Raw genomic sequence first — 23,053 nt, 5'->3', positions numbered from 1 at the left:
CCGGCGCAATCAGTCCACAGTTCACGCGCGGCTACCCGGCCTGCCGCCCTACCCGCCCATGCCCCACCCTCTTCGCCCTCTGCCGACCTTCATCTTTGCCAGCCGTTGGCTGCAACTGCCCCTCTACGTTGGCCTGATCGTCGCGCAACTGCTGTATGTCGTTCACTTCTGGGTCGAGCTGACCCACTTGATTCAGGCGGCCTTCGGCAATCAGGAGGCACTGCAGATCCTCGTGAACAACATGGGCTACAAGACCGACAAGCCCATCACCGGGCTGAACGAGACGATCATCATGCTCGTGGTGCTGGCGCTGATCGACGTGGTCATGATCAGCAACCTGCTCATCATGGTCATCATCGGCGGCTACGAGACCTTCGTCTCCCGCATGCAGCTGGAAAACCACCCCGATCAGCCCGAGTGGCTCAGCCATGTGAACGCCAGCGTGCTCAAGGTGAAGCTGGCCACGGCGATCATCGGCATCAGTTCGATCCACCTGCTCAAGACCTTCATCAATGCAGCCAACTATGAAGAGAAGGTGTTGATGTGGCAGACCATCATCCACATCGCCTTCCTGTTCTCCGCCATGGCCATTGCCTTCACCGATCGCCTTATGGCGCCGGTAGACGCCGCGGCCAAAGAGCGCGACGGCCGCGCCAAGAACGACTGACCCCTTTCTGCCTACAACGTCTCTCCGGAGTTTGCACATGACCGTCATCAAGCAGGACGACCTGATCGAATCCGTCGCCGGTGCGCTGCAGTACATCAGCTACTACCACCCGGCCGACTACATCGCCCATCTGGCCCGCGCTTACGAGCGCGAGCAGAGCCCCGCGGCCAAGGACGCCATCGCGCAGATCCTCACCAACAGCCGCATGTGCGCAGAGGGTAAGCGCCCGATCTGCCAGGACACCGGCATCGTCAACGTGTTCCTGAAGATCGGCATGAACGTGAGCTGGAGCGGCTTCACGGGCTCGATCGCCGACGCAGTGAACGAAGGTGTGCGCCGCGGCTACCTGAATCCGGACAACAAGCTGCGCGCCTCGATCCTCGCGGACCCGCACTTCGAGCGCAAGAACACCAAGGACAACACACCCGCCGTGATCCACATGGAAGTGGTGCCTGGTGACAAGCTCGATGTGACCGTGGCCGCCAAGGGCGGTGGCAGCGAGAACAAGAGCAAGTTCGTGATGATGAACCCCAGCGACAACCTGGTGGAGTGGGTGCTCAAGACCGTACCCACCATGGGCGCCGGCTGGTGCCCGCCCGGCATGCTGGGCATCGGCATCGGCGGCACCGCCGAGAAGGCCATGCTCATGGCCAAGGAAGTGCTGATGGAAGACATCGACATGTACGAGCTGCAGCAGCGCGGCCCGAGCAACAAGCTCGAGGAACTGCGACTCGAGCTGTACGAGAAGATCAACGCTCTGGGCATCGGCGCGCAAGGCCTGGGCGGTTTGACCACGGTGCTGGACGTGAAGATCGCCATGGCGCCCACGCACGCGGCCAGCAAGCCGGTGGCCATGATTCCGAACTGCGCGGCCACGCGGCACGCGCACTTCGTACTCGACGGCTCCGGCCCGGCCTGTCTGGAGGCGCCATCGCTGGACCTTTGGCCCAATGTGCAGTGGGCGCCGGACTACAACAAGAGCAAGCGCGTGAATCTGGACACGCTTTCGCGCGAGGAAGTCGCGAGCTGGCTGCCCGGCGACACCCTGCTCCTGTCGGGCAAGATGCTCACCGGCCGCGATGCCGCGCACAAGCGCATTCAGGACATGCTCGCCAAGGGCGAGAGCCTGCCGGTGGACTTCACCAACCGCGTCATCTACTACGTCGGCCCCGTGGACCCGGTGCGCGACGAAGTTGTCGGCCCCGCCGGCCCCACCACCGCCACGCGCATGGACAAGTTCACGGACATGATGCTCGCCAAGACCGGCCTGATCGCCATGATCGGCAAGGCCGAACGCGGCCCGGTCGCCATCGAATCCATCAAGCAGCACAAGAGCGCCTACCTCATGGCCGTGGGCGGTGCGGCCTATCTGGTGGCCAAGGCCATCAAGGGTGCCAAGGTGGTGGGCTTTGCAGACCTCGGCATGGAAGCGATCTACGAATTCGAGGTCAAGGACATGCCCGTCACCGTCGCCGTGGATGCCTCGGGTACCTCCGTGCACAACACGGGCCCCAAGGAATGGGCAGCCAAGATTGGCCAGATTCCCGTCGCTACCGCCTGATCGACGTGCGCGAGGCCGGCTCCGTGAGTGAGTTGCTCCGGGGTCGCCTCCAGACACCTCCGCACTCGGGCTTGCGGCTTGTCGATCAAGAAGACACTCAGCGTGAGATGCGCGAGCAGGAAATCGTCACAGAATCAGCCGAGATCCGCACCGAGCATGCGGAGAGTAGCGTATCGTATTTTTCAATCATTCATTGATAATCGCGGATTTTCGTTCCAGCTTATCAACTTTCCATTGAAAATATTGCGCTAGCTCTTTTCCGCCTCGAGCGCCTCGGCCTGGCGCTGACCGGCGGCCATGTCGAGCTTGCGCAGCACCCCCCACGCGAGCACGAAGAACAGGCCCGTGACCAGCATGGCAATTCGGTGGTTGCCTTCCGTCACCCAGGTAATCACGCCGTAGGTCACCGGCCCCACCACCGCCGCCAGACGCGTTGCAAACGCCCACAAACCAAAGAACTCGGCCAGCATCGAAGGCGGCGCCAGCAGTGCAACCATGGCGCGGCCGCAGCTCTGCGACGAACCCATCGCCAAACCCGCGAAGACCGCCGCCACCCAGAACAGCGTGGCGCTACGGGCAAAGAAGGCCAGCACGACCATCAGCATCCAGGCCACCAGGGTGATGGTCAGCGCGCGGCGGTGCCCCACGCGATCCTGCAGGTAGCCAAAGCCGAAGGCCCCCAGCGCGGCGGCGATGTTCACGAGAAATACCAGCATCATCGTCTGGGTCTGCGTGAAGCCCATGACCTCAGCGGCATAGACCGCCGCCAGTGTGATGACCACAGAGATGCCGGCCTGATACAGCACCCCGCAGGCCAGCAGCCGCGCAAACTGCGGCGTGTGTGCGAGCTTCTGGTAGCTGCGCCAGAGCTGCTGCAGCCCGCTTTCGTCGGGCTGGTGGACGCGTACGCCCTGCCCACCCGCGCGCTCACGCAGCAGCACAAACGTCAGCACACTGGCCACGGCAAAGACCACCGCCGTAATCAACATGGTGCCGGGCACAAACTGCTCGGCCGTGGCGCCAGCAGCCTGCTGCTGCATCACCCAGGCCAGGGACAGACCGAGAGTCAGCATGCCGCCGAAATAGCCGAAGCTCCAGCCCCAGCCCGACACCGTGCCGACATGGTTGGGCCGAGCCAGTTCCGGCAGGAAGGCGCCGTTCAAGGTCTCGCCCAGGCTGAAGGCGTAGTTGGTCAGGATGATCAGCGCCACCGCCAGCCAGAGATCACCGCGGCCGACCAGGGCCAGCCCCGCAGTGCCAAGCACACAGGCCACGGTGGCTGCCCCCAGGAGCAGCTTCTTGCGCCCGTAGCGGTCGGCGTAGGCGCCAATGCCCGGCGCGGTGAACATGATCAGCAGGGACGACACGCCGAGGGTCAGTGTCCACGCGAGCGTGCCCCAGTCGTGCCCCTGGGCCACCACCCCCACGAAGTAGGCGTTGAACACCGCCGTGAGCACGACCGTGGTGTAGCCGGAGTTCGCGAAGTCGTACGCGGCCCAGCCAAAGACCTCGCGGCGCTGCACGCCTTCGTTGAGCACTGTGCGTGCAATGTCGTTCTGCATCGGGTCGATCTCCTCCGTTCGTCTGCGTCGTCTGGATGGCGCGCTGCCGTCTGACTGGGTCTGGACAGCGTTGTAGCGGCATGCGTGATGGGCACCGCTCGGTGTTTACGCGCACAGTGTCATGGCTGTGCCATCTTGATTCGTGCGCGGGGTTTGCTGATGACCGTGCGTCAGGGCCGGCGCACCAATGAAAAGCGGCACCCGAAGGTGCCGCCAATCGGCCCTTGGCACAGTGTGACGTTCAGCCCGAACCTGCCTCGACCTCACCGAGGTATGCAGCGCGCACCTTCGGGTCAGTGAGCATGTCTCTTGCGGCACCATTCATGGTGACGAGCCCGGAGTCCATCACGTAGCCGCGATCGGCCGCTTCAAGCGCGAGCTTGGCATTCTGCTCAACCAGCAGCATCGGCACGCCCTGCGCCTTCACGGTGCGGATCACTTCAAAGACCTTTTCGACCATGATGGGCGACAGACCCATCGACGGTTCATCGAGCAGCAGCAGCTTGGGTCGGCTCATCAGCGCGCGCGCCATGGCCAGCATCTGCTGTTCGCCGCCGGACATCGTGCCGGCGAGCTGCGTTGCCCGCTCCTTCAAGCGCGGAAACACGGTGAACCACTTCTCGATGTCATCCTTGATGCCCTGCGCGTCATTGCGCACAAACGCGCCCATCTGCAGGTTCTCGACGATGGTCATGCGCGTGAAGACGCCACGGCCTTCCGGCACCATGGCCAACCCCTGCTCCACCAGCTTGAAGGAGTCGGTGCCAGTGACCGCCTTGCCGAAATACAGCACCTCGCCACCCGCAGGCTTGAGAACACCCGTGATGGCCTTGAGCGTGGAGGTCTTGCCTGCGCCGTTGGCGCCGATCAGTGTGACGAGTTCCCCGTCGCGGACTTCGAGGTCGATGCCCTTGACGGCCTGAATGCCGCCGTATGCCACCTTCAAGCTGCTGACCTTCAGGACCGGCTGGGATGTCGTTGCGGATTGAGTCATTGCATCTTCCCTCTCAATGCGCCGTGCCGAGGTAGGCCTCGATGACCTTCGGATCGCGCTGGACCGAGTCCGGTGCACCCTGCGCGATCAGCTTGCCGTAGTCCAGCACCGACACCTTGTCGCACAGGCCCATGACCAGCTTCACGTCGTGCTCGATCAGCAGGATGGTCTTGCCTTCGCCGGAGATCTTCTCCAGCAGCTGGCGCAGCATCACCTTTTCGGTGGCGTTCATGCCCGCTGCGGGCTCGTCCAATGCGAGCAGCAGCGGGTCGGTCGCCAGCGCACGCGCGATTTCTAGACGGCGCTGATCGCCGTAGGACAGCGTGCGGGCCTGATAGTTGGCGTACTTGCTGATGCCGACATACTCCAGAAGCGCCATGGCGAGGTCGCGGATGCCGGCTTCTTCACGCTTGAATGACGGCAGCTTGAGGATCGCACCCCATACGCCGCTCTTGCTGCGCACATGCCGCCCGACCATCACATTCTCCAGCGCGGTCATGTCTGGAAACAGGCGGATGTTCTGGAAGGTGCGCGCAATGCCCGCCTTGGCGACCTCATGAACCGCACGTGGCGAATAGGGTTTGCCACCGAGCGTGAAGCTGCCGGAGTCCGGCGTGTACAGGCCCGTGATGACGTTGAAGAACGTGGTCTTTCCGGCGCCATTGGGGCCGATCAGGCCATAGATATGGCCCTTCTCGACCTCGATGCCGACCTCCGACAAGGCCTGCAGCCCGCCGAAGCGCTTGTTCACGCCTTTGACCGAAAGCAGGATCTCTTCGCTCATGCGCGGCTCCCGTCAGCCTTGAGGGCGGGCGCAATGCCGTGCTCCGGCGCAGGCCAAAGCCCCTTGGGTCGATACAGCATGATGATCACCATCGCGAGCCCAAAGATCAGGAACCGGAAGACCTCGGGCTCTAGCAGGTTCTTGACAAAGGTGACGACGAAGCCATCTGTCTTGCCCGCCAGCGGAGTGACCATGTTGTTGATCACGAACTCGCGCAAGGGCGGCAAACCGAACTTGAGTGCTTCAGGCAGGATCGCAAGCAGCACAGCACCAAGGATCACACCCGGAATGTGACCGATCCCACCCAACACCACCATCGCCAGAACCATGATCGATTCGTTCAAGCTGAACGATTCCGGAGAGACGAACTGCTGGAACGCCGAGAACATCGCACCGGCCACGCCGCCAAAGGTCGCGCCCATGGCAAAGGCCAAGAGCTTCGTGTTGCGCGTATTGATGCCCATGGCTTTGGCAGCAATTTCGTCTTCGCGTATGGCCATCCATGCGCGGCCGATACGCGAATCCTGCAGGCGAATACAGATGATGATGGTGACGATCGTCAGGAACAGGAACAGGTAGTAGTACAGGTAGGTGTTGTGGATCTTCAAGCCCAGCAGGGACACGTAGCCCCCTGAACCTGCGCCCCCGACAAAAGGCATACCGAACACCGAGACGGGATCGATCTGCGAGATCCCTTGCGGTCCGTTCGTGATGTTCAGCGGCGCGTTGAGATTCAGCATGAAGATCCGGATGATCTCGCCGAAGCCAAGCGTCACGATGGCAAGATAGTCGCCGCGCAGTTTCAGCGTGGGTGCACCCAGCAGCACACCAAAAATGGCAGCCAAGCCGGCACCCAACGGAATGACCCACCAGATACTGATGTGCAGACCATCCGGAAACGCCGCCGCGATTGCCGGAAACTGCTGCCAGAGGTGTGGACTCGCCAGCAGCGCGTACATGTAAGCACCGACTGCGTAGAACGCGATGTAGCCCAGGTCCAGCAGGCCGGCAAAGCCGACGACGATGTTCAGGCCGAGGGCCAGCATCACGTACAGCAGCGCAAAGTCAAGCATGCGCACCCAGGCATTGTTACCCCCCATGCCCACCACCCACGGGAGCAGGATCAGCGCTGCGGCTACGAGCACGGTACCCATGTACGCCTTTTGGGGCGACGCATTCTTGCCAAAGAAGGAATTCATCATCATGTGTGCCACTCCCGTGCTCAGGCTCGATCGGCGACGCGTTCACCCATGATCCCGGAGGGCCGGAACACGAGCACGATGATCAGCACGACGAAGGCGAAGATGTCCTGGTAGTGGCTACCGAGCACACCGCCCGTCCAGGTGCCGATGTAGCCAGCGCCAATGCTCTCGACAAGGCCAAGGATCAATCCGCCGACCACCGCACCGTATATGTTTCCAATTCCGCCCAGCACCGCCGCAGTAAATGCCTTCAAACCGGGCATAAAGCCCATCGCGAAGTGCGCGGTGTAGTAGTTCGCAGCGAACAGCACGCCAGCTACTGCAGCAAGCGCAGCACCCAGTGCGAAGGTGGCCACGATCACGCGGTTGGAATCGACACCCATCAATCCGGCAACGCGAGGATTTTCAGCCGTGGCTCGCATGGCTCTACCGAGCTTCGTCTTCTCCACCAACAGCACGAGGCTGAACATCACGACGGCAGACACAATGATGACGGTCAGCTGTGTCGGCGTAATTTGAATCGGACCAAACTTCATCGGTTCGGCGGGCAAGAGTTGGGGCACAACATGGAAGCTGCGGCCCCAGACAATCATTGCCACAGTCTGGAGAATGATCGAAATGCCGATTGCCGTGATCAGGGGTGCCAGGCGCGGAGCATTGCGCAGCGGGCGGTAGGCGACGCGCTCAATGAAGACATTGAGCAGCATGCACACGGGAATCGCCGCTCCGGTTCCGATGAGCATCAGGGTCCAGCCCGGGGTGTCAGGTGCGAAACCCACCACGAGCTTGATGACCGACAGTGCAGTCAGTGCCCCGACCATCAGCACATCGCCGTGGGCAAAGTTGATGAGCTGCAGGATGCCGTAGACCATCGTGTAACCGAGTGCGATAAGCGCATACACGCTGCCCAGCACAAGACCGTTCACGATCTGCTGGATGAGTACTTCCATATGGCAGATGCCCCCAGTGGATTTGGTTGATTCGCGAGGTGTGTGTCACCTCTCGGTGCCAATGCGACCGGCAGGGCCAGCGCGCAGTGCAGTCGCCCGATGCCGCCGCAACACGGGCCCGCGGATAACGGGCTGGCTCAAGGGTGGCGCATTGTAGGCACAAGGCTCTAGACCCACCGCGTCCCGCGACTGAGCGCGCCACACCACAGATATCGAGAAAATCCCACTACCACATCGCTCTTTTCGATCAATTTGCATGGAATCATGCGTGCATATCAATCGAATTTTTTGTCTTCATGATGATCTTTTTCCTTCTTTATTGTTTTATTTGATTCACCTAGTGGCATAAAGTTGAATCGCAGCTGTTGCATCGAGACAACCTAAAATCTGCTGTGTTGCCTCGCGCTCACCTCGCCATACAGCACATGAAAGTCATCGTTCTCGGATCCGGCATCATCGGTGTCGCGACAGCCTGGTTCGCCTCCCAGCAAGGCCACGAGGTGGTCGTCATCGATCGGCAGCCAGGCCCTGCGCAAGAGACCAGCTTTGCCAACGGCTGTCAGATCTCGGTGAGTTACGCCGAACCCTGGGCCAGTCCGGGGGCGCTGCTCAAACTCATCAAGTGGCTGGGCAAGGAAGATGCGCCGCTGCTGTTCCGCCCCCGGCCCGAGCTGGCGCAATGGCTCTGGGGGCTGCGCTTTCTGCGCGAGTGCACGCCCGGCCGTGTGCGTCACAACATCCAGAATCTTGTGGGCATGTGTGCCTACAGCCGCGACGTGTTGCAGTCATTGCGACGCGAAATCGGCATCGACTACGACCATCTCGAACGCGGCATCGTGAACTTCTATACCTCTCATGAGGAGGCGGAAGGGGCAGATCAGAACGCCGCCGTCATGCGCGAACTGGGCTGCAACCGGCACGTCATCAGCAAGGAAGACGTGCTTCGCATCGAACCTGCGCTGCAGCCCATCGCGGATCGCATTGTTGCCGGCGACTACACGGCCGAAGACGAAACCGGTGACATCTACAAGTTCACGCTTGCATTGACAGAGCGATGCAAGGCACGCGGCGTCCAGTTCCACTTCAACCACCAAATCACTCGCCTGCTGCGCGGCGGAGATCGCATCGAGGGGGTCGAACTCATCGGCTCTGACGGGAAGTACCGGGTCGAACGAGCCGATGCATACGTGACTGCGCTGGGCAGCTTCACGCCCTTCGCCCTCGAGACCGCGGGTTTGTCGGCGCCGATCTACCCGACCAAGGGTTACTCGGCGACTTTCCGGATCACCGACGCAAGCAAGGCGCCCTGGGTCTCGGTGGCGGACTCCAACTTCAAGATGGTCTTCACCCGCATCGGCGACCGGCTCCGCATTGCCGGAACGGCCGAACTCAATGGCTGGAACCGCGAACTGAACCCTGCTCGCTGCGAGGCGCTGCGGCGCCGCACACGCGAACTGTTCCCTGAGGCCTGTGACTACGACACGCCTCTTTACTGGACCGGGCTTCGGCCATCGACGCCGTCAAACATCCCGCTGATCGGTCGTACCCGCGTGTCGAATCTGTACATCAACGCAGGCCACGGCACCCTCGGCTGGACAATGGGCTGTGGCTCGGGCAAAGCGATGGCCGACATCCTGTCCGGCCGCGCGCCGGAGGTGGACTTCGCGTTCACTGGCGATGTGCCGCGCCCGGCGCCGGGCATGGGTCGTCGGGCCGCCGTCTCAGCCTGAGGCTTCAGCGCGCGGTGCGCTTGCGCGGCGTGCCCGCTCGTGGCGAGGCCACTTCGGGCGACTTTTGCGGCTCCGCGGTCCGAACCTCCAGCTGAAGTGCACGCTCGTCAAACTCGATCCGATTGGTGAACTTCGTTCGCTTGAGCGGAAACCGGCTCTCGAAGTGTCGTACGTTCCCGCTCGCCGAAAGCACCCGCCGTATGAACTGGTAGTACGCCTCGATGTTCGCCACGTGAAGGATCAGGAAGAAGTCGAAGGCGCCCGTCACGAAATAGCACTGCAGCACTTCCGGCTCATCCTGGATCCGTCGCTCGAACTGGGATGCGGCTTCCTCGCTCTGGTCGTGCAGTGACACATCGAGAAATGCGTACATCCCCAAGCCGAGGCTGATGGGATCCACCAAGGACACGTCCGCGCACACCACGCCCTGGCTGCGCAGTTCACGCAGCCGCCGTACCAGAGTGGGCTGTGAAATGTGCAGCAACTGGGCCAGCTCTCGGGTGGTCCGCTGATTGTTCTGCTGAAGCAGGTTCAGCAGTTTTCGGTCGATCTTGTCCAGCTTCAGAACGGCCATGATGGGGTCTCGTACGATTGCCTGCTACGCTGGTCTGCAGCTTACCCAGTGCGCCCAACGCGCGCCTCTCGCTCTATGAGTCTGCGCAACTACCACCCTGACACGCTCGCCATCCACCCAGAACTTGCCGGCCAGGTCGCGGAAGGGTTCAGGAACCTGGCCACACCCGTGTACCGCGCCTCAACCGTGGTGTTCGACAACAGCGCGCAGTTCAAGGACCGCAAGCGAGCAGCGCCATGGGTGTATGGCACCTACGGCACCCCCACCACACGAGCCCTCGAAGTTCAGGTCAACATCAGCGAAGGCGCTGCCGACACCTGCCTCGCACCCAGCGGACTTTCTGCGCTGACGCTGACCTACATGGCACTCTTGCGCGCGGGCGACCATGTGCTCGTGCCGCGTAACGTCTATTGGCCGAGTCGCAGCTTTGCCACTGATGTACTGCCACAACTGGGCGTTGCGGCCGACTTCTATGACCCACTCGACCTTGACGCGCTCGACCGCGCCTTTCGCCCCAACACCCGGCTCATCTGGGTCGAGACGCCGGGTTCGGTCAGTTTCGAAGTGTGCGATCTGCCGGCCATCTGCGCGCTTGCCCGCAGGCACGGCGCGCATGTTGCCGTGGACAACACCTGGAGCGCGGGTCGGCTCCTGAGGCCGCTTGAACTCGGCGCTGACCTGTCGATCCAGGCACTCACGAAGTATCACGCCGGCCATGGCGACCTCGTGATGGGCTCGGTCAGTTGCCGCGATGCAGTACTGGGCGAGCGAGTCCGTCGCATGCGCAACGCACTCGGCCTGAGCATCAGCAGCGACGACTGCTTCCTCGTGTTGCGCGGCATGCAGACGATGAGCCTGCGTCTGGAAGAACTCGGACGCCGCACGCTCGCAGTCGCCCGCTGGTTGGCAGAGCAGCCCCAAGTCGCGCGCGTGCTGCATCCGGCATTGCCTGACTGCCCGGGTCATTCGATATGGAAGCGAGACTTCTCCGGCTCTGCGAGCGTGTTCTCGTTCGAGTTCGCCCCTAGTGTCTCGTCAGAGGCAGCTGATCGTTGGGTTGACCAGCTCAGGGTGTTCCGGATCGGTGCGAGCTGGGGGGGCACCTGCAGCCTCGCGCTGCGCATGAGCACTGCGGCCGACTGGCCGGTGCTTCGAGGCGAGCTCGTACGCGTGAACATCGGCCTTGAACACCCGGACGATCTATTCACGGATCTTTCGGATGCTTTCGACGCACTTCGCAAAACGTGAACCGCGCACCGGCTGAGCCGCGTCTCATCAGGAGCGAATCGATTGCAGCGAAGCCCGCTGCACAAGGGTTTGCACTGACTCCCGGCGCCAGATGACAAACGTTTTACATGCATGCCGCGATTCAGGTATGTTCGCCGGGTCTTGGATCGACCCAGACCATGCCGCCCAGACTCCACGTCTCGGCTGACTACTCCCAAGGAGGAACCATGCAATTCAAGAAATCGATGATCTTTGCAGCTATGGCCGGCAGCATTGCCTTCGCCGCTGCAGCACAGCAAGAGCTGGTTGTCCGTATCGGCCACGTGGCCCCGACCTCGGGTCCGCAGGCGCACTACGGCAAGGACAACGAGAACGGCGCCCGCATGGCGATCGAGGACCTCAACAAGCGCAACATCACCGTCGGTGGCCGTAAGGTCCGCTGGGTGCTGCAGGCTGAAGACGACGCAGCGGATCCGAAGCAGGGCACCGCAGCCGCGCAGAAGTTGGTGGACGCCAAGGTCAACGCAGTGGTCGGTCACCTGAACTCCGGCACCACCCTGCCCGCTTCGGCCATCTACAACCAGGCTGGTATTCCGCAGATCACGCCGTCTGCCACCAACCCCCGCATCGCGCAGCAAGGCTTCAACACGTTCTTCCGTATTCTGGCCAATGACAACGCCCTTGGCGCCGGTCTGGCCCTGTACGGCGCCAAGTCGCTCAGCGCCAAGAACGTGGCCGTGATCGATGACCGCACCGCTTATGGCCAGGGCGTCGCTGACGTGTTTGCGCGCACAGCCGAAGCCAACGGTATGAAGATCGTGGCCCGCGAGTTCACTAACGACAAGGCCACCGACTTCAACGCGATCCTGACGAAGATCCGCGCGGCCAACCCGGACATCATCTTCTATGGTGGCATGGACCCGCAGGCTGGCCCGATGCTGCGCCAGATGAAGGCACTCGGCATCAACGCCAAGTTCATGGGCGGTGACGGCATCTGCACAGACAAGCTCACCGAGTTGTCCGGCGGTGCCAACAACGACACCGTGTTCTGCGCTGAAGGTGGCGCATCGCTGGCCAAGATGCCTGGTGGCACTGAGTGGCGCAAGCGCTACGACGCCCAGTTCCCTGGCCAATTCCAAGTCTACTCGCCCTATGTGTACGACGCCGTCATGATGATCGCCGACGCCGTGCAGAAGGCGGGTTCTGCCGAGCCTGCTCGCATCCGCGAGCAGCTTGCCAAGATCGACTACCAGGGCGTGACTGCACGCATTGGTTTCGACAGCATCGGCGAAATCCGCAACCCCGCGATGACGATCTACACGTACCGCGGTGGCAAGAAGATTGCTCTGAACTGATCGGGTTCAGCGCAAAAGCAAAAAGCGCCAGCAGAGCTGGCGCTTTTTCTTTGGTGCTACGGCTGAATCGAAGACAGATGCAGCAGACTTGGATCAACGCGCGCGCTTGCGATCGCGATCCAGTTGCTCTTTGACTCGGCGCTCCTTGGCCTTGGCCAGTTCGTCATGCGCCTTCTTCTTGTCGAGCCCGAACATGGGTTCGATGATCTCAAAGAAGATGAACGCGACGATCAGCGGCACGAGGATCCACCACCACGACACCGTGGCGAAGGGGCCGACTTCGAAATACTTCAGCAGAACCAGGACAAGACCGATCCAGACCAGTGGCATTGCGTACCTCAGTGCCCTCTCAGGTTTAGTGATAGCCCTAACGTTGCGCTACAACGCCAGATTCGTCAACCCGGCTGCCTACAATCCGCAACCGATAGTGAATCATGCGCCGAAACATGTTTGTTGTCGGCGCGATCCAGCGCATGATCGTTGTGGACTCATTGCAAACCACACAAAGCCCCCCGGAGCCTCCTTCAACATGAACAAGACCCTGGTCATCTCCCTCTTCACACTGGCTGGACTCCTCGGCGCGCCGCTCGCTTGGGCCAGCCCCGAACTGGCCCGCAGCAAGAACTGCATGGCCTGCCATGCGGTGGACAAGAAACTTGTCGGCCCGTCGTACAAGGACGTCGCCGCCAAGTACGCCAACGACAAGGATGCCGTGGCCAAGCTCGCCAAGAAGATCCGCGAAGGCGGCGTTGGCAGCTTCGGCCAGATTCCGATGCCGGCCAACCCGCAGGTGTCGGAAGCCGAAGCCCGCACCCTAGCAGCCTGGGTGATGGCGCAAAAGTAATCCGCGGTACAAGGCAAAAGAAACGGGGAGCCATGGCTCCCCGTTTCTTTTGCAGCGCAGATCAGATCAGAGATCGAGCGAGCCGTCCGTGACGGCGCCTTTCGACGCGGTCGATGCAAGCTTGGCGAACTTCGCCAGCACCCCACGCGTGTAGCGTGGAGCTCGCGGCGTCCACGCGGCGCGGCGCCTGGCCAGCTCTTCGTCGCTGACGTTCAGCTGCAGCAGCAGCTTGTGCGCGTCGATCGTGACGGAGTCGCCCTCCTGGATCAGCGCGATCGGCCCGCCCACGGCCGCTTCAGGCGCGACGTGGCCGACCACCATGCCCCAGGTGCCGCCTGAGAACCGGCCGTCCGTGATCAGACCCACGCTTTCGCCTAGACCCTGGCCGATCAGCGCCGAGGTGGGCGAGAGCATCTCGCGCATGCCCGGCCCACCCTTGGGGCCTTCATAGCGGATCACCACGACATCCCCCGCCTTGATGGCGCGCGCCATGATGGCGGCCATCGCTTCGTCTTCGCTATCAAACACCCGCGCGGGGCCAGTGATGCTCGGGTTCTTCAGTCCCGTGATCTTTGCCACACAGCCTTCCGGAGACAGGTTGCCCTTCAGGATGGCCAGGTGCCCTTGCGGATAGAGCGCCTTGTCGATGCTGCGGATCACATCCTGGTCGGCGCGCGGTGTACTCGGTACATGGGCGAGCTCATCGGCCATGGTGCGACCGGTAATGGTCATGCAGTCGCCATGCAGCAGGCCGGCATCAAGCAGGATCTTCAGCACCTGGGGGATGCCGCCGGCCCTGTGCAGGTCCACGGCCAGATACTTCCCCGAGGGCTTCATGTCGCAGATCACAGGCACCTTGCGTCGCATGCGCTCGTAGTCATCGATCGTCCACTCCACATCGGCTGCGTGCGCAATCGCCAGATAGTGCAGCACTGCGTTGGTGGAGCCGCCCGTAGCCATGATGCAGGCGACGGCGTTTTCGATACTCTTGCGCGTGATGATGTCGCGCGGCTTGATGCCCTTCTTGACTGCCTCGACCAGCACGCGCGCGGCCTCGGCGGTCGACACCACCTTCTCGTCGTCCGGGTTGGCCTGGGTGCTGGAGTACATGAGGCTCATGCCCAGCGCCTCGAAGCTGGAGCTCATGGTGTTGGCCGTATACATGCCGCCGCAGGAGCCGCTGCCGGGGATGCAGCGCTGCTCGATCTGCTCGAAATCTTCCTGGCTGAGATTGCCTGCCGAGAACTGGCCCACGGCCTCGAAGGCGCTGACGATGTTGAGGTCCTGCCCCTTGTAATGGCCGGCCTTGACCGTACCGCCGTAGACATAGATACCCGGCACGTTGGTGCGTGCCAGCGCCATCATGCCGCCGGGCATGTTCTTGTCGCAGCCGCCGATGACGACCACGCCGTCCATCCACTGGCCCATCACACAGGTCTCGATGGAGTCCGCAATCACCTCGCGCGATACCAGCGAATACTTCATGCCTTCGGTACCCATGCCGATGCCATCCGAGATGGTTGGGGTGCCGAAGAGCTGCGCGTTGGCATTCGCGCCCTTGATGGCCTCCACAGCGGCATCGGCCAGCTTCTGCAGGCCGCTGTTGCAGGGCGTGATGGTGGAGTGGCCGTTGGCCACTCCAATCATGGGCTTGTCAAAATCTTCCTTCTTGTAGCCCATGGCGTAGTACATCGCGCGGTTGGCACTGCGCTGCACCCCCTGGGTGACGTTCTTTGAGCGATCGTTATGCGGCATGGTGTTCTTCTGTGCGAATGAAGCTGCGAATGTTGCGGCGGTGAACAACGTCGGCGTCAGCAAAGACGAATCGACAACGGTCTTGGCCAGCCAGGAACGGCGTTCGCAATGGTGCTGCGAGCACTGTGCGGGCGACCGACTCGGGGTACGGCTCGGCGCCGGGACAGCTGGAAACAACTCGATAGAGCCTCTGCCTTATTCTACGCAGCCTCCCCTGAAGCAACAGGCCAGCGCGGCCTCCGCACCATGCCCATGCAGCACCCCGCCTTCGACCCCGTGGCCATCAGCCTGGGGCCCGTGGCCGTCCACTGGTACGGCCTCATGTATCTGGTGGCCTTTGTGCTCTTCTATCTGCTGGGGCGCTATCGCATCCAGAAAGGCACCACCAACCTCACCCTTCAGGATCTCGAAGACCTCGTGTTCTTCGGCGCGCTGGGCGTGATCCTGGGCGGGCGTATCGGCTACATCCTGTTCTACGACCTGGCCACCCACCTTCAGAACCCCCTGCAGATCCTCATGATCTGGAAGGGTGGCATGAGTTTTCACGGCGGCTTTCTGGGCGTGCTCGTGGCCATGCTCTGGTTCGCGCGTTCGCGAAAGCGCAGCTGGCTGGACGTGACGGACTTCATCGCCCCGCTGGTACCGACCGGTTTGGCGGCCGGGCGCATGGGCAACTTCATCAATGGAGAGCTATGGGGTCGCGTGACTGACCCTGCTGCCTTCTGGGCCATGCTGTTCCCGCAGGCCCGCAATGCCGATGCCGCGCTGGGCGCGGCCAACCCGAGCCTCATGCCGCTGCTCCAGCAGTACGGCGCCCTGCCCCGCCACCCCAGCCAGCTGTATCAGTTCGCGCTCGAAGGGCTGCTGCTGTTCATCATTCTCTGGGTGTATTCGTCCCGGCCGCGCGCCACGGGCGCGGTGAGCGGCGTGTTCCTCATTGGCTACGGCAGCTTCCGCTTCATCGCAGAATTTGCGCGCCAGCCGGATGCGCAGCTGGGGCTGCTGGCTGGCGGGATGTCCATGGGGCAGTGGCTGTCTCTGCCGATGATTCTGGCTGGCATCGGGCTGTGGGCCTGGGCCGTTCGCGGTGGCGCGGCGGCACCGACGCGGCGACCTGCGGGCAAGTCTCGATGACGCAGCGGCCTGCCGCGGTCTAAAAGCCTGTCATCAAACCGTGACATCAAGTTGTCACACTTGACGGATGACCGAACCGATGGCCAAGCACAAGACCCAGCGCAAGACTGCCTCCAAGCCCTCCGGCAAGATGCCGCGCAAGCTGGCCATCGAGCAGCCCAAAGAGAGCGCTCCCGCTGCAAAGTCCAAGGCCAAGGCCACCGCGGCTGATCCGATTGCCGCGCCGCTTGAAGTCGCTGCAGCCGCACCCGTAGCTCCCGCCAAGCGCGAACTGCTCAACCGCGAACTCGCCATCCTGCAGTTCAACCGCCGCGTGCTGGCCCAGGCCAAGCGCGATGACGTACCGCTGCTCGAGCGCCTGCGCTACCTGTGCATCGTGTCGTCCAACCTGGACGAGTTTTTCGAAATTCGCATCTCCGACTACCTGCCCCTGAACGGCAAGGCTCCTGAGATGCCGGACGCTGCGCGCTGGTTCGGCCCGGTAATTGCCGAGGCCCAGGCCCTGGTGCAGGAGCAGTATGAAGTGCTGGCCCGCACGCTCATGCCCATGCTCAAGAAGGAAGGCATCGAGATCCTCTCCCATGCCGAGCGCGACGCCGCGCAGATGGCCTGGGTGGCGGAATTCTTCCAGCGCGAAGTGCGCCCGCTGCTGATTCCCATCGCCCTGGATCCGGCACACCCCTTCCCGCAGGTGGCCAACAAGAGCCTGAACTTCATCGTGCGCCTGTCGGGCAAGGACGCCTTCGGCCGCGAGAACTCGATTGCCATCGTCAAGGTCCCGCGTGTGGTGCCCCGCGTGATCCGCCTGCCCGAGAAGGTGAGCAACGGCAAACAGGTGTTTGTGCTGCTGTCGAGTGTGATCCGCGCGCACCTGCACGAACTCTTTCCGGACCGCGAGGTGGTGGGCTTCTCGCAGTTCCGCGTCACGCGCGACAGTGATCTGTCCGTGGACGAGCAGGATGTCACCAACCTGCGCCAGGCTCTGCGCCTGAATCTCACGGCACGGCACTTCGGCAACGCGGTGCGCCTCGAGGTGGGCCACGCCTGCCCGCCGGACCTGTACGACTTTCTGCTCAAGCAATTCAGCTTGCCACCCGAAGCCCTGTTCCTCATCAACGGCCCGGTCAACCTGGTGCGCTTCACCACGATGATCGACCAGGTGACCGTATCGCCCAAGAGCAAGCTGCTGTTCGCGGCCTACGCCGCGCAGTGGCCCAAGTCCGTGCCGGCGGCCGCGTCCATTTTTGACACCCTCCAGAAGGGCGATGTGCTGCTGCACCACCCCTTCGAGAGCTTTGACCCCGTGGTGAGCTTCCTGCGCCAGGCCGTGGCCGACCCGCAGGTGCTGGCCATCAAGATGACCATCTACCGCGCCGGCAGCGACTCCGTGCTCATGGACCTGCTGATCGAGGCCGCCCGCCGCGGCAAGGAAGTCACGGCCGTGGTGGAGCTCAAGGCGCGCTTTGACGAGGAAGCCAACATCAACTGGGCCGAGCGTCTGGAGAGCGTCGGCGCGCAGGTGGTGTACGGCGTGGTGGGTCTCAAGACCCATGGCAAGGCCCTGCTCATCACCCGGCGCGAGGGCAAGAAGCTCGCCCGCTACGCGCATCTGTCCACCGGCAACTACAACCTAAAGACCGCGCGGCTCTACACCGACCTGGGCTACCTCACGGCAGACCCCGAACTCACCGCTGATGTGGAGCAGGTCTTCCAGCACCTGGCCAGCCAGAGCAAGGTGGGCACGCTCAAGCACCTGCTGATGGCGCCCTTCACCCTGCACAAGGCCATGATCGCCCATCTGCACGAGGTGCGCGACGCCGCCCTGGCCGGCAAGCCCGCCCGCGTGGTGGCGCGCATGAACGCCCTGCTGGACGAGCCGTTGATCGAAGCGCTCATCGAGGCCGGCGCCGCCGGCGCCAAGGTGGACCTGATCGTTCGTGGCGCCTGCGTGCTGCCGCCCGGCTTGAAGGGCTGGACGGACAATATCCGCGTGCGCAGCATCGTCGGCCGCTTTCTGGAACACACCCGCGCCTTCTACTTCCGCGCCGGCACCAAGGAGGCCCTGTACCTGGCCAGCGCCGACTGGATGGGCCGCAACATGTTCCGCCGCATCGAGCTCGCCTGGCCCATCCGCGACAAGAAGCTGCGCCAGCGCGTCATTGACGAAGCGCTCACCCCCTACCTGCTCGACGGTGTGGACGCCTTCAAGCAGCTGCCCGACGGCACCTACCAGAGCGCGCGCAGCGCCAAGCCCTCGGCCCAGCGCTCACTCATGCAGATCTACGGCGGGCAATGAGCGCGCCCGGCCCGGAGGCTCACGTGCCCGTCGCGCATCCTCCGGTTGATCAACCTTCAGCCGTCCGCTCTGCGGCAGCGGCCGACAAGGCCGACCCGCAGAAGAAGTCCGCGACTGCCAAGGAACGCGCCAGCATGGACCTCATCCTCTGGCGCCATGCCGAGGCCGAGGGTGAATCCGGCGGCCCGGACGACCTCGACCGCGCGCTCACCACCAAGGGCGAGCGCCAGGCCCAGCGCGTGGCCGCCTGGCTGCACCAGCGCCTGCCAGAAGGGACGCGCATCCTCGCCAGCCCCGCCAAGCGCACCCAACAGACCGTGCGCGCGCTCACTGAAATGTCCAACCGCAAGGCGCGCACCATCGACGCCATCGGCCCCCACGCCACGGCAGAAGACCTGCTCACGGCTGCCGACTGGCCGCACTCCCGCCAGCCCGTGCTCATCGTCGGCCACCAGCCCGCCCTGGGCGAAGTGGCCGCCTGGCTCATCGGCGGCGAGGCCCAGGCCTGGTCCGTCCGCAAAGGCGCCGTCTGGTGGATCCGCCAGCGCCTGCGCGCCGAGGTGGCGCAGAACGTCCTGGTGGCGGTGCAGTCGCCGGAGTTGTTGTAGGGCGGCCTGGCGGGGTGCGCCAGTTGCGTTTGTCAGCGTGCCACTAGCGCGGATGTCGACCCCGAGCAGCTCTATGGGGCGATCCCTACAGGCTGAGTTCATCCGCACCAAAGATCGGAATCGGGCGAGACAACCTGGCCCTTGAATCGCATGAAAAGGGCCACCTGACAAGCGCAAAGTGGCAAAACACCCAATTAGAATAGAGCATTTCCGGCCAGATCCCATGGAAACTGCGACCTTGGCGCGCAGACACTGCGAAGATTGCAGCTGATATGCGGCTTGGCGCAAATCTCAAAAACTGACCTCGTCACAGTGGAATGTACGCACCGCTGGGACTTGCGCCCGGTAAGCAGCATGACGCAGCATTCAAGGCCTGCCGCATTATTAGCGCACAATAACGGTGTCACCGTGCTTTCGCAGCACCGGTGCCGAAATATGACTTCGACGCAGGCCGATTGAAGTTATACAATAGAATCTTCGGTACTATAGCCCATGAACTCCGTACATATAATTGGTCGAACGATCGTAGGCATCATCTGCATCGGCTTAACTTTGTCCGCAGCGGCGAAAACATTTGATCCCAATATCGAGTCAGAATGCGAGCGCCTGTGGCTTGATCACGCAAAGCGTATCTCGAAAAGTGATCGACCGACCACCATTCAACTATTGAATACATGGGCAAGCTACGAAGATAAATGTTCAGCATCAGGATACTACTGGGCAAAGCGTGCATCCCTTGAGGCGGCACTCGGTCAATTTGGGGCCGCTAAAGCGACGCTGAAACGATCACCCGAAGGCGCTGCTGACCGGTCGCCTGCATTAGCTATTACCCAGATTCATGTTCGCTTGGAGGAATACATCGCCGCTGCGCGATCCGTCGACGTGCGACGCCTTGCCGAGTTCGAAACAGAAGTGACAGTAGTCGCCCGGCGATTCCCAAACTGGCTTCCCGCCGCTGCGCTTCTTGGAGGCCTGCAGGTTCTTCAAGGCCGCTACGCGCAAGCCATTCAGAACTTGGAAAAAGCATCAACTGACAAACATGCAGACCAAGGTCCTATTCTTCGGAATCTTACAATTGCCTATTCGGGTTTCGGCGCACACTCCGCTGCACTTGAAAGTGCTGATGAGGCTTTGAAGGTTGATTCCAATTTGACAGCTGATCCAGATTTTTGCGCGGCTGTCATAATCTCAAGCGTACGCGTCGATTTGTTGGATGACGCTGAGATTGTATTAAAGGTTGTACTCAGAAAAAATCCAAGCGCGCGCAGCTCACCCAGCCTCGGACGCGCAGCTAGAATTTATAATGAAGCAAGAGAAAAAGCGGGGGTACGCAAGTGATGCCGCAATATGTCGGTAAAGCGACATAAGCAACAATACTATCAAACCGTTCGCTCTGCCCAGATCAGCCTTAGTGCGAGAATGGAGCCATGCCTGATGTTTGGCTCAACAGAAGTTTCCGCACGGTCATAGTGAGTACCAAACTCAGGTGCGCTGCAGGTATTCAGTTCATCATTTTGCGTGTATCAAGATTTCTGCCCCATAACGCGATCCCTCACCCCCGCCGCCCAATTCTTCGTCGCTGGCCTGATCGCCCTCGGCCTGCTCGGAGGGTCACTGATCGTGGCGCATTCGGGGTTCGAGTCTTCGCCGAAGCGTGGTGGCCCCTCGGTCTTTGTGCCGGCGCCGCAGGCGTATGCGATGGCGGCCATCATGTATGCCATGGGCTTCATTGGCCTGCTGGCCCTGCTGCGCAGCCGGGGCGCGGGGCGGCTTGGGGTGTGGCTGGGCGCCGCGCTGTTTGTGGCTGCGGCTGCGGGGCTGGTGTGTCTGGTTCAGTGGCCTTGATACTGGCGCTCCGTTTCAGCCGCACTGCGCCCGCCGAGGCAAGGCTCGGGCCGCGTTGCCGCGGCGTGACATGCAAAACACGCCAAAGTGCCTTCCCGCTTGTCTGATGCGGGTTTCCAGCCGATAGATGCGCTGGATCATTTGAAAATAAGGCAGCGGAGAGGCTCATTTTCAAATGATTTTTGACAATCGGCAGCCTGATGCGGCCAGGCACTGTGCCGGACGGTCCCTCAATGGCCGGAGGCCGCCCGCAGACCGATCAGCGGCCTCGAAGGGTTAAGGGCCGGCTGAGCGGAAGCCTCAGTCCAGCACCACCCGCACCCCCGCCCGCTTCCACGCCGCCGCTTCTTCGCTCAGCAAATAGAGGGTCTGGGGGTGGCTGGCGGCCCAGTCGGGGTCCAGGGCGAGGTGCACGGTCTTCTCGCCGCGCGTGAGGGTGAAGACCCCGTTGGGTAGCTTGCGGCGGGCGTGGACGAGGATGACGGCCAGGCGCAGGACCATCAGCTGCTCGACGAAACGCGGATCGGCCAGCCAGGGCTCAAGCTTCTTCAGGCCACCACGGTGGCCGAGCACGAGCGCGGCCAGGCGGGCCTGCTGGGATTCTGAAAAGCCGGGCGCATCCGCGTGCTCAACCAGATAGGCGCCGTGGCGGTGATAGTCGCTGTGGCTGATGCACATGCCGAGCTCGTGCAGCAGCGCGGCCCAGCCGAGTTCGCGCTCGGCCTCCACCAGCAGCGGCTCCACGGACATGGGCACGAGACGCCGGTAGAGCGACAGGGCGAGGTCCTGCACACGCTGGCTGTGCACCTGGTCGCTGGCAAAGCGCTGCTGCAGGCGGCGCACGGTGCCGTTGCGCATGTCGGTCTCGATGCGCTCGCGGCCCAGCAGGTCGAACATCACGCCATGGCGCAGCGCGCCGCGGGCGGCTTCCATCTCCTGAAGGCCCAGGGCCTCGAACATGCCGAGCATCACAGCCAGACCGCCAGCCAGCACGGGGCGGCGGTCTTCCTTGAGGCCTTCGATGCGCAGCTTGTCGATGTGGCCGGCGCGTTCGCACTGCTCGCGCAACCACAGCAGGCCGTCCAGGGTGATGGTGCCGTCGGTAATGCGGTTGCTGCGCAGAATGTCAGCCAGTGCGCCGGCGGTGCCGGACGAGCCATAGGCCATGCGCCAGGCGTAGCGCTGGAAGGTCTCGATGCTGTCTTCCACCTCGGCGGCCACGGCGATGATGGCCTGCTCGAAGCCCGCGCGCGGGAAGCGCCCGGCGTCGAAGTAGCGCAGCGAGTAGCTCACGCTGCCGAGCTTGAAGCTCTCGGCCTCCAGGGGCTTGAGGCCATGGCCGACGATGACTTCGGTGGAACGGCCACCAATGTCGATCACCAGGCGCTGCTCGTTGGGGTCCGCCAGCAGGTGGGAGACGCCGGAGTAGATCAGGCGCGCTTCTTCGCGGCCGGAGATGACTTCCACGTCGTAGCCGAGGGCGTCGCGCGCCAGCTCAAGGAATTCGTCGCGGTTGACGGCTTCCCGCAGGGTCTGGGTGGCCACCGCGCGGATCTGCCCCGCCGGGAAGCCGCGCAGGCGCTCAGCAAAGCGCGCGAGGCATTCGGCGCCGCGCTGCATGGCGCCGCGCGAGAGCTGGCGCGCCTCGTTCAGGCCGGCGCCCAGGCGCACCGGCTCCTTGAGGTAGTCGCGGCGGACAATCTGCTTGCCCTGCAACTGGCCGATCTCGAGCCGAAAACTGTTGGAGCCGAGATCAACCGCGGCCAGAAGGCTGCCTTCCTGCATGCTCTTCGTGTTCTGTAGATATGGACTGGCAACGAGCATAGTGGGAAAACCCTCGGCCCTCTTGAGCGCGCCTTTTTGGTCGGTCTCCACAAAGAAAAAAGCCTGCGGAATGCGCAGGCTCGAAGACCGATCATCAGAGGGGTGCTGAACGATCAGCTTGGAGACACCATCGTTATGAGG

General features: G+C 62.7%; 20 protein-coding genes. 11 read left to right on the top strand and 9 right to left on the bottom strand.

Features of this window, described 5'->3' with window-relative positions; translation table 11 throughout:
- Positions 1–58: 58 nt before the first annotated feature.
- Together ACMDW7_RS05980 and ACMDW7_RS05975 are read left to right on the top strand one after the other, a co-directional pair.
- Positions 59–667, top strand: coding sequence for a TIGR00645 family protein (locus ACMDW7_RS05980; RefSeq protein WP_377302398.1), 609 nt, complete (start codon positions 59–61; stop codon positions 665–667).
- A 37-nt stretch (positions 668–704) separates the two neighbouring features.
- Positions 705–2,228: a fumarate hydratase gene (locus ACMDW7_RS05975; RefSeq protein WP_377302400.1), complete on the top strand. Its 1,524-nt coding sequence runs from the start codon at positions 705–707 to the stop codon at positions 2,226–2,228.
- A gap of 248 nt (positions 2,229–2,476) precedes the next feature.
- On the opposite strand, the gene ACMDW7_RS05970 is transcribed toward ACMDW7_RS05975, so the two are convergent.
- From ACMDW7_RS05970 to ACMDW7_RS05950, 5 genes are all read right to left on the bottom strand, one after another.
- The gene (locus ACMDW7_RS05970; protein ID WP_377302402.1) at positions 2,477–3,790 is read right to left on the bottom strand and encodes an MFS transporter; all 1,314 of its coding nucleotides are present in this window, start codon (positions 3,788–3,790) and stop codon (positions 2,477–2,479) included.
- 241 nt (positions 3,791–4,031) lie between these two features.
- On the bottom strand, positions 4,032–4,784 hold the full coding sequence (locus ACMDW7_RS05965; protein WP_377302404.1) for an ABC transporter ATP-binding protein: 753 nt from the start codon (positions 4,782–4,784) through the stop codon (positions 4,032–4,034).
- A gap of 13 nt (positions 4,785–4,797) precedes the next feature.
- On the bottom strand, positions 4,798–5,568 hold the full coding sequence (locus ACMDW7_RS05960) for an ABC transporter ATP-binding protein (protein WP_377302406.1): 771 nt from the start codon (positions 5,566–5,568) through the stop codon (positions 4,798–4,800).
- The gene (locus ACMDW7_RS05955) at positions 5,565–6,767 is read right to left on the bottom strand and encodes an ABC transporter permease subunit (protein WP_377302590.1); all 1,203 of its coding nucleotides are present in this window, start codon (positions 6,765–6,767) and stop codon (positions 5,565–5,567) included. Before ACMDW7_RS05955 ends, ACMDW7_RS05960 begins: the two co-directional genes overlap by 4 nt.
- A 23-nt stretch (positions 6,768–6,790) precedes the next feature.
- Positions 6,791–7,720 carry a branched-chain amino acid ABC transporter permease gene (locus tag ACMDW7_RS05950; protein ID WP_377302408.1) on the bottom strand — a complete coding sequence of 310 codons (930 nt, stop codon included), beginning with the start codon at positions 7,718–7,720 and terminating at the stop codon, positions 6,791–6,793.
- Positions 7,721–8,145: 425 nt separating this feature from the next.
- Between ACMDW7_RS05950 and ACMDW7_RS05945 the strand changes: the two genes are divergently transcribed.
- Positions 8,146–9,450 carry a D-amino acid dehydrogenase gene (locus ACMDW7_RS05945; protein ID WP_377302410.1) on the top strand — a complete coding sequence of 435 codons (1,305 nt, stop codon included), beginning with the start codon at positions 8,146–8,148 and terminating at the stop codon, positions 9,448–9,450.
- Between the two features lie 4 nt (positions 9,451–9,454).
- Here ACMDW7_RS05945 and ACMDW7_RS05940 read toward each other — a convergent pair whose 3' ends face one another.
- The gene (locus ACMDW7_RS05940; RefSeq protein WP_377302412.1) at positions 9,455–10,024 is read right to left on the bottom strand and encodes an Lrp/AsnC family transcriptional regulator; all 570 of its coding nucleotides are present in this window, start codon (positions 10,022–10,024) and stop codon (positions 9,455–9,457) included.
- 75 nt (positions 10,025–10,099) lie between these two features.
- On the opposite strand from ACMDW7_RS05940, the gene ACMDW7_RS05935 reads away from it, so the two are divergent.
- Positions 10,100–11,272: a trans-sulfuration enzyme family protein gene (locus tag ACMDW7_RS05935; RefSeq protein WP_377302414.1), complete on the top strand. Its 1,173-nt coding sequence runs from the start codon at positions 10,100–10,102 to the stop codon at positions 11,270–11,272.
- A 206-nt stretch (positions 11,273–11,478) separates the two neighbouring features.
- Positions 11,479–12,606 carry a branched-chain amino acid ABC transporter substrate-binding protein gene (locus ACMDW7_RS05930; RefSeq protein WP_377302416.1) on the top strand — a complete coding sequence of 376 codons (1,128 nt, stop codon included), beginning with the start codon at positions 11,479–11,481 and terminating at the stop codon, positions 12,604–12,606.
- Positions 12,607–12,699: 93 nt separating this feature from the next.
- Here the strand turns inward: ACMDW7_RS05930 and ACMDW7_RS05925 are convergent, their stop codons facing one another.
- Positions 12,700–12,936, bottom strand: coding sequence for a TIGR04438 family Trp-rich protein (locus ACMDW7_RS05925; RefSeq protein WP_377302418.1), 237 nt, complete (start codon positions 12,934–12,936; stop codon positions 12,700–12,702).
- Positions 12,937–13,135: 199 nt separating this feature from the next.
- Between ACMDW7_RS05925 and ACMDW7_RS05920 the strand changes: the two genes are divergently transcribed.
- Positions 13,136–13,450 (top strand): c-type cytochrome, encoded by a 315-nt coding sequence (locus ACMDW7_RS05920; RefSeq protein ID WP_377302419.1) that lies wholly within the window; start codon positions 13,136–13,138, stop codon positions 13,448–13,450.
- 66 nt (positions 13,451–13,516) lie between these two features.
- Here ACMDW7_RS05920 and ilvD read toward each other — a convergent pair whose 3' ends face one another.
- A complete protein-coding gene (gene ilvD / locus ACMDW7_RS05915) occupies positions 13,517–15,205 on the bottom strand; it encodes a dihydroxy-acid dehydratase (RefSeq protein ID WP_377302421.1) in 1,689 nt (562 codons plus the stop codon).
- A gap of 246 nt (positions 15,206–15,451) precedes the next feature.
- Here ilvD and lgt point away from each other — a divergent pair, with 246 nt between their 5' ends.
- From lgt to ACMDW7_RS05890, 5 genes are all read left to right on the top strand, one after another.
- Positions 15,452–16,339, top strand: a complete 888-nt coding sequence (lgt, locus tag ACMDW7_RS05910) for a prolipoprotein diacylglyceryl transferase (RefSeq protein WP_377302423.1) — start codon at positions 15,452–15,454, stop codon at positions 16,337–16,339.
- A 214-nt stretch (positions 16,340–16,553) separates the two neighbouring features.
- Positions 16,554–18,635 (top strand): polyphosphate kinase 1, encoded by a 2,082-nt coding sequence (ppk1, locus tag ACMDW7_RS05905; RefSeq protein ID WP_414859645.1) that lies wholly within the window; start codon positions 16,554–16,556, stop codon positions 18,633–18,635.
- Positions 18,636–18,769: 134 nt separating this feature from the next.
- Positions 18,770–19,243, top strand: a complete 474-nt coding sequence (gene sixA / locus ACMDW7_RS05900; RefSeq protein WP_377302594.1) for a phosphohistidine phosphatase SixA — start codon at positions 18,770–18,772, stop codon at positions 19,241–19,243.
- Positions 19,244–19,735: 492 nt separating this feature from the next.
- Complete coding sequence (locus ACMDW7_RS05895) at positions 19,736–20,581, top strand: hypothetical protein (RefSeq protein ID WP_377302425.1); 846 nt, start codon at positions 19,736–19,738, stop codon at positions 20,579–20,581.
- 282 nt (positions 20,582–20,863) lie between these two features.
- The gene (locus ACMDW7_RS05890) at positions 20,864–21,088 is read left to right on the top strand and encodes a hypothetical protein (protein WP_414859628.1); all 225 of its coding nucleotides are present in this window, start codon (positions 20,864–20,866) and stop codon (positions 21,086–21,088) included.
- A 300-nt stretch (positions 21,089–21,388) separates the two neighbouring features.
- Here ACMDW7_RS05890 and ACMDW7_RS05885 read toward each other — a convergent pair whose 3' ends face one another.
- Positions 21,389–22,873, bottom strand: a complete 1,485-nt coding sequence (locus ACMDW7_RS05885; RefSeq protein WP_377302429.1) for an exopolyphosphatase — start codon at positions 22,871–22,873, stop codon at positions 21,389–21,391.
- Positions 22,874–23,053 lie beyond the last annotated feature (180 nt).

The sequence above is a fragment of the Piscinibacterium candidicorallinum genome, assembly GCF_047549485.1.
Lineage (GTDB): Bacteria > Pseudomonadota > Gammaproteobacteria > Burkholderiales > Burkholderiaceae_C > Piscinibacterium > Piscinibacterium candidicorallinum.
This window is presented reverse-complemented; position numbering and strand designations above follow the sequence as displayed.

Bases quoted from the DNA above. Each gene is read 5' to 3' on its own strand.
- ACMDW7_RS05980 (WP_377302398.1), top strand. From the start codon at position 59: ATGCCCCACCCTCTTCGCCCTCTGCCGACCTTCATCTTTGCCAGCCGT.
- ACMDW7_RS05975 (WP_377302400.1), top strand. From the start codon at position 705: ATGACCGTCATCAAGCAGGACGACCTGATCGAATCCGTCGCCGGTGCG.
- ACMDW7_RS05970 (WP_377302402.1), bottom strand. From the start codon at position 3,790: ATGCAGAACGACATTGCACGCACAGTGCTCAACGAAGGCGTGCAGCGC.
- ACMDW7_RS05965 (WP_377302404.1), bottom strand. From the start codon at position 4,784: ATGACTCAATCCGCAACGACATCCCAGCCGGTCCTGAAGGTCAGCAGC.
- ACMDW7_RS05960 (WP_377302406.1), bottom strand. From the start codon at position 5,568: ATGAGCGAAGAGATCCTGCTTTCGGTCAAAGGCGTGAACAAGCGCTTC.
- ACMDW7_RS05955 (WP_377302590.1), bottom strand. From the start codon at position 6,767: ATGAATTCCTTCTTTGGCAAGAATGCGTCGCCCCAAAAGGCGTACATG.
- ACMDW7_RS05950 (WP_377302408.1), bottom strand. From the start codon at position 7,720: ATGGAAGTACTCATCCAGCAGATCGTGAACGGTCTTGTGCTGGGCAGC.
- ACMDW7_RS05945 (WP_377302410.1), top strand. From the start codon at position 8,146: ATGAAAGTCATCGTTCTCGGATCCGGCATCATCGGTGTCGCGACAGCC.
- ACMDW7_RS05940 (WP_377302412.1), bottom strand. From the start codon at position 10,024: ATGGCCGTTCTGAAGCTGGACAAGATCGACCGAAAACTGCTGAACCTG.
- ACMDW7_RS05935 (WP_377302414.1), top strand. From the start codon at position 10,100: ATGAGTCTGCGCAACTACCACCCTGACACGCTCGCCATCCACCCAGAA.
- ACMDW7_RS05930 (WP_377302416.1), top strand. From the start codon at position 11,479: ATGCAATTCAAGAAATCGATGATCTTTGCAGCTATGGCCGGCAGCATT.
- ACMDW7_RS05925 (WP_377302418.1), bottom strand. From the start codon at position 12,936: ATGCCACTGGTCTGGATCGGTCTTGTCCTGGTTCTGCTGAAGTATTTC.
- ACMDW7_RS05920 (WP_377302419.1), top strand. From the start codon at position 13,136: ATGAACAAGACCCTGGTCATCTCCCTCTTCACACTGGCTGGACTCCTC.
- ilvD (WP_377302421.1), bottom strand. From the start codon at position 15,205: ATGCCGCATAACGATCGCTCAAAGAACGTCACCCAGGGGGTGCAGCGC.
- lgt (WP_377302423.1), top strand. From the start codon at position 15,452: ATGCCCATGCAGCACCCCGCCTTCGACCCCGTGGCCATCAGCCTGGGG.
- sixA (WP_377302594.1), top strand. From the start codon at position 18,770: ATGGACCTCATCCTCTGGCGCCATGCCGAGGCCGAGGGTGAATCCGGC.
- ACMDW7_RS05895 (WP_377302425.1), top strand. From the start codon at position 19,736: ATGAACTCCGTACATATAATTGGTCGAACGATCGTAGGCATCATCTGC.
- ACMDW7_RS05885 (WP_377302429.1), bottom strand. From the start codon at position 22,873: ATGCAGGAAGGCAGCCTTCTGGCCGCGGTTGATCTCGGCTCCAACAGT.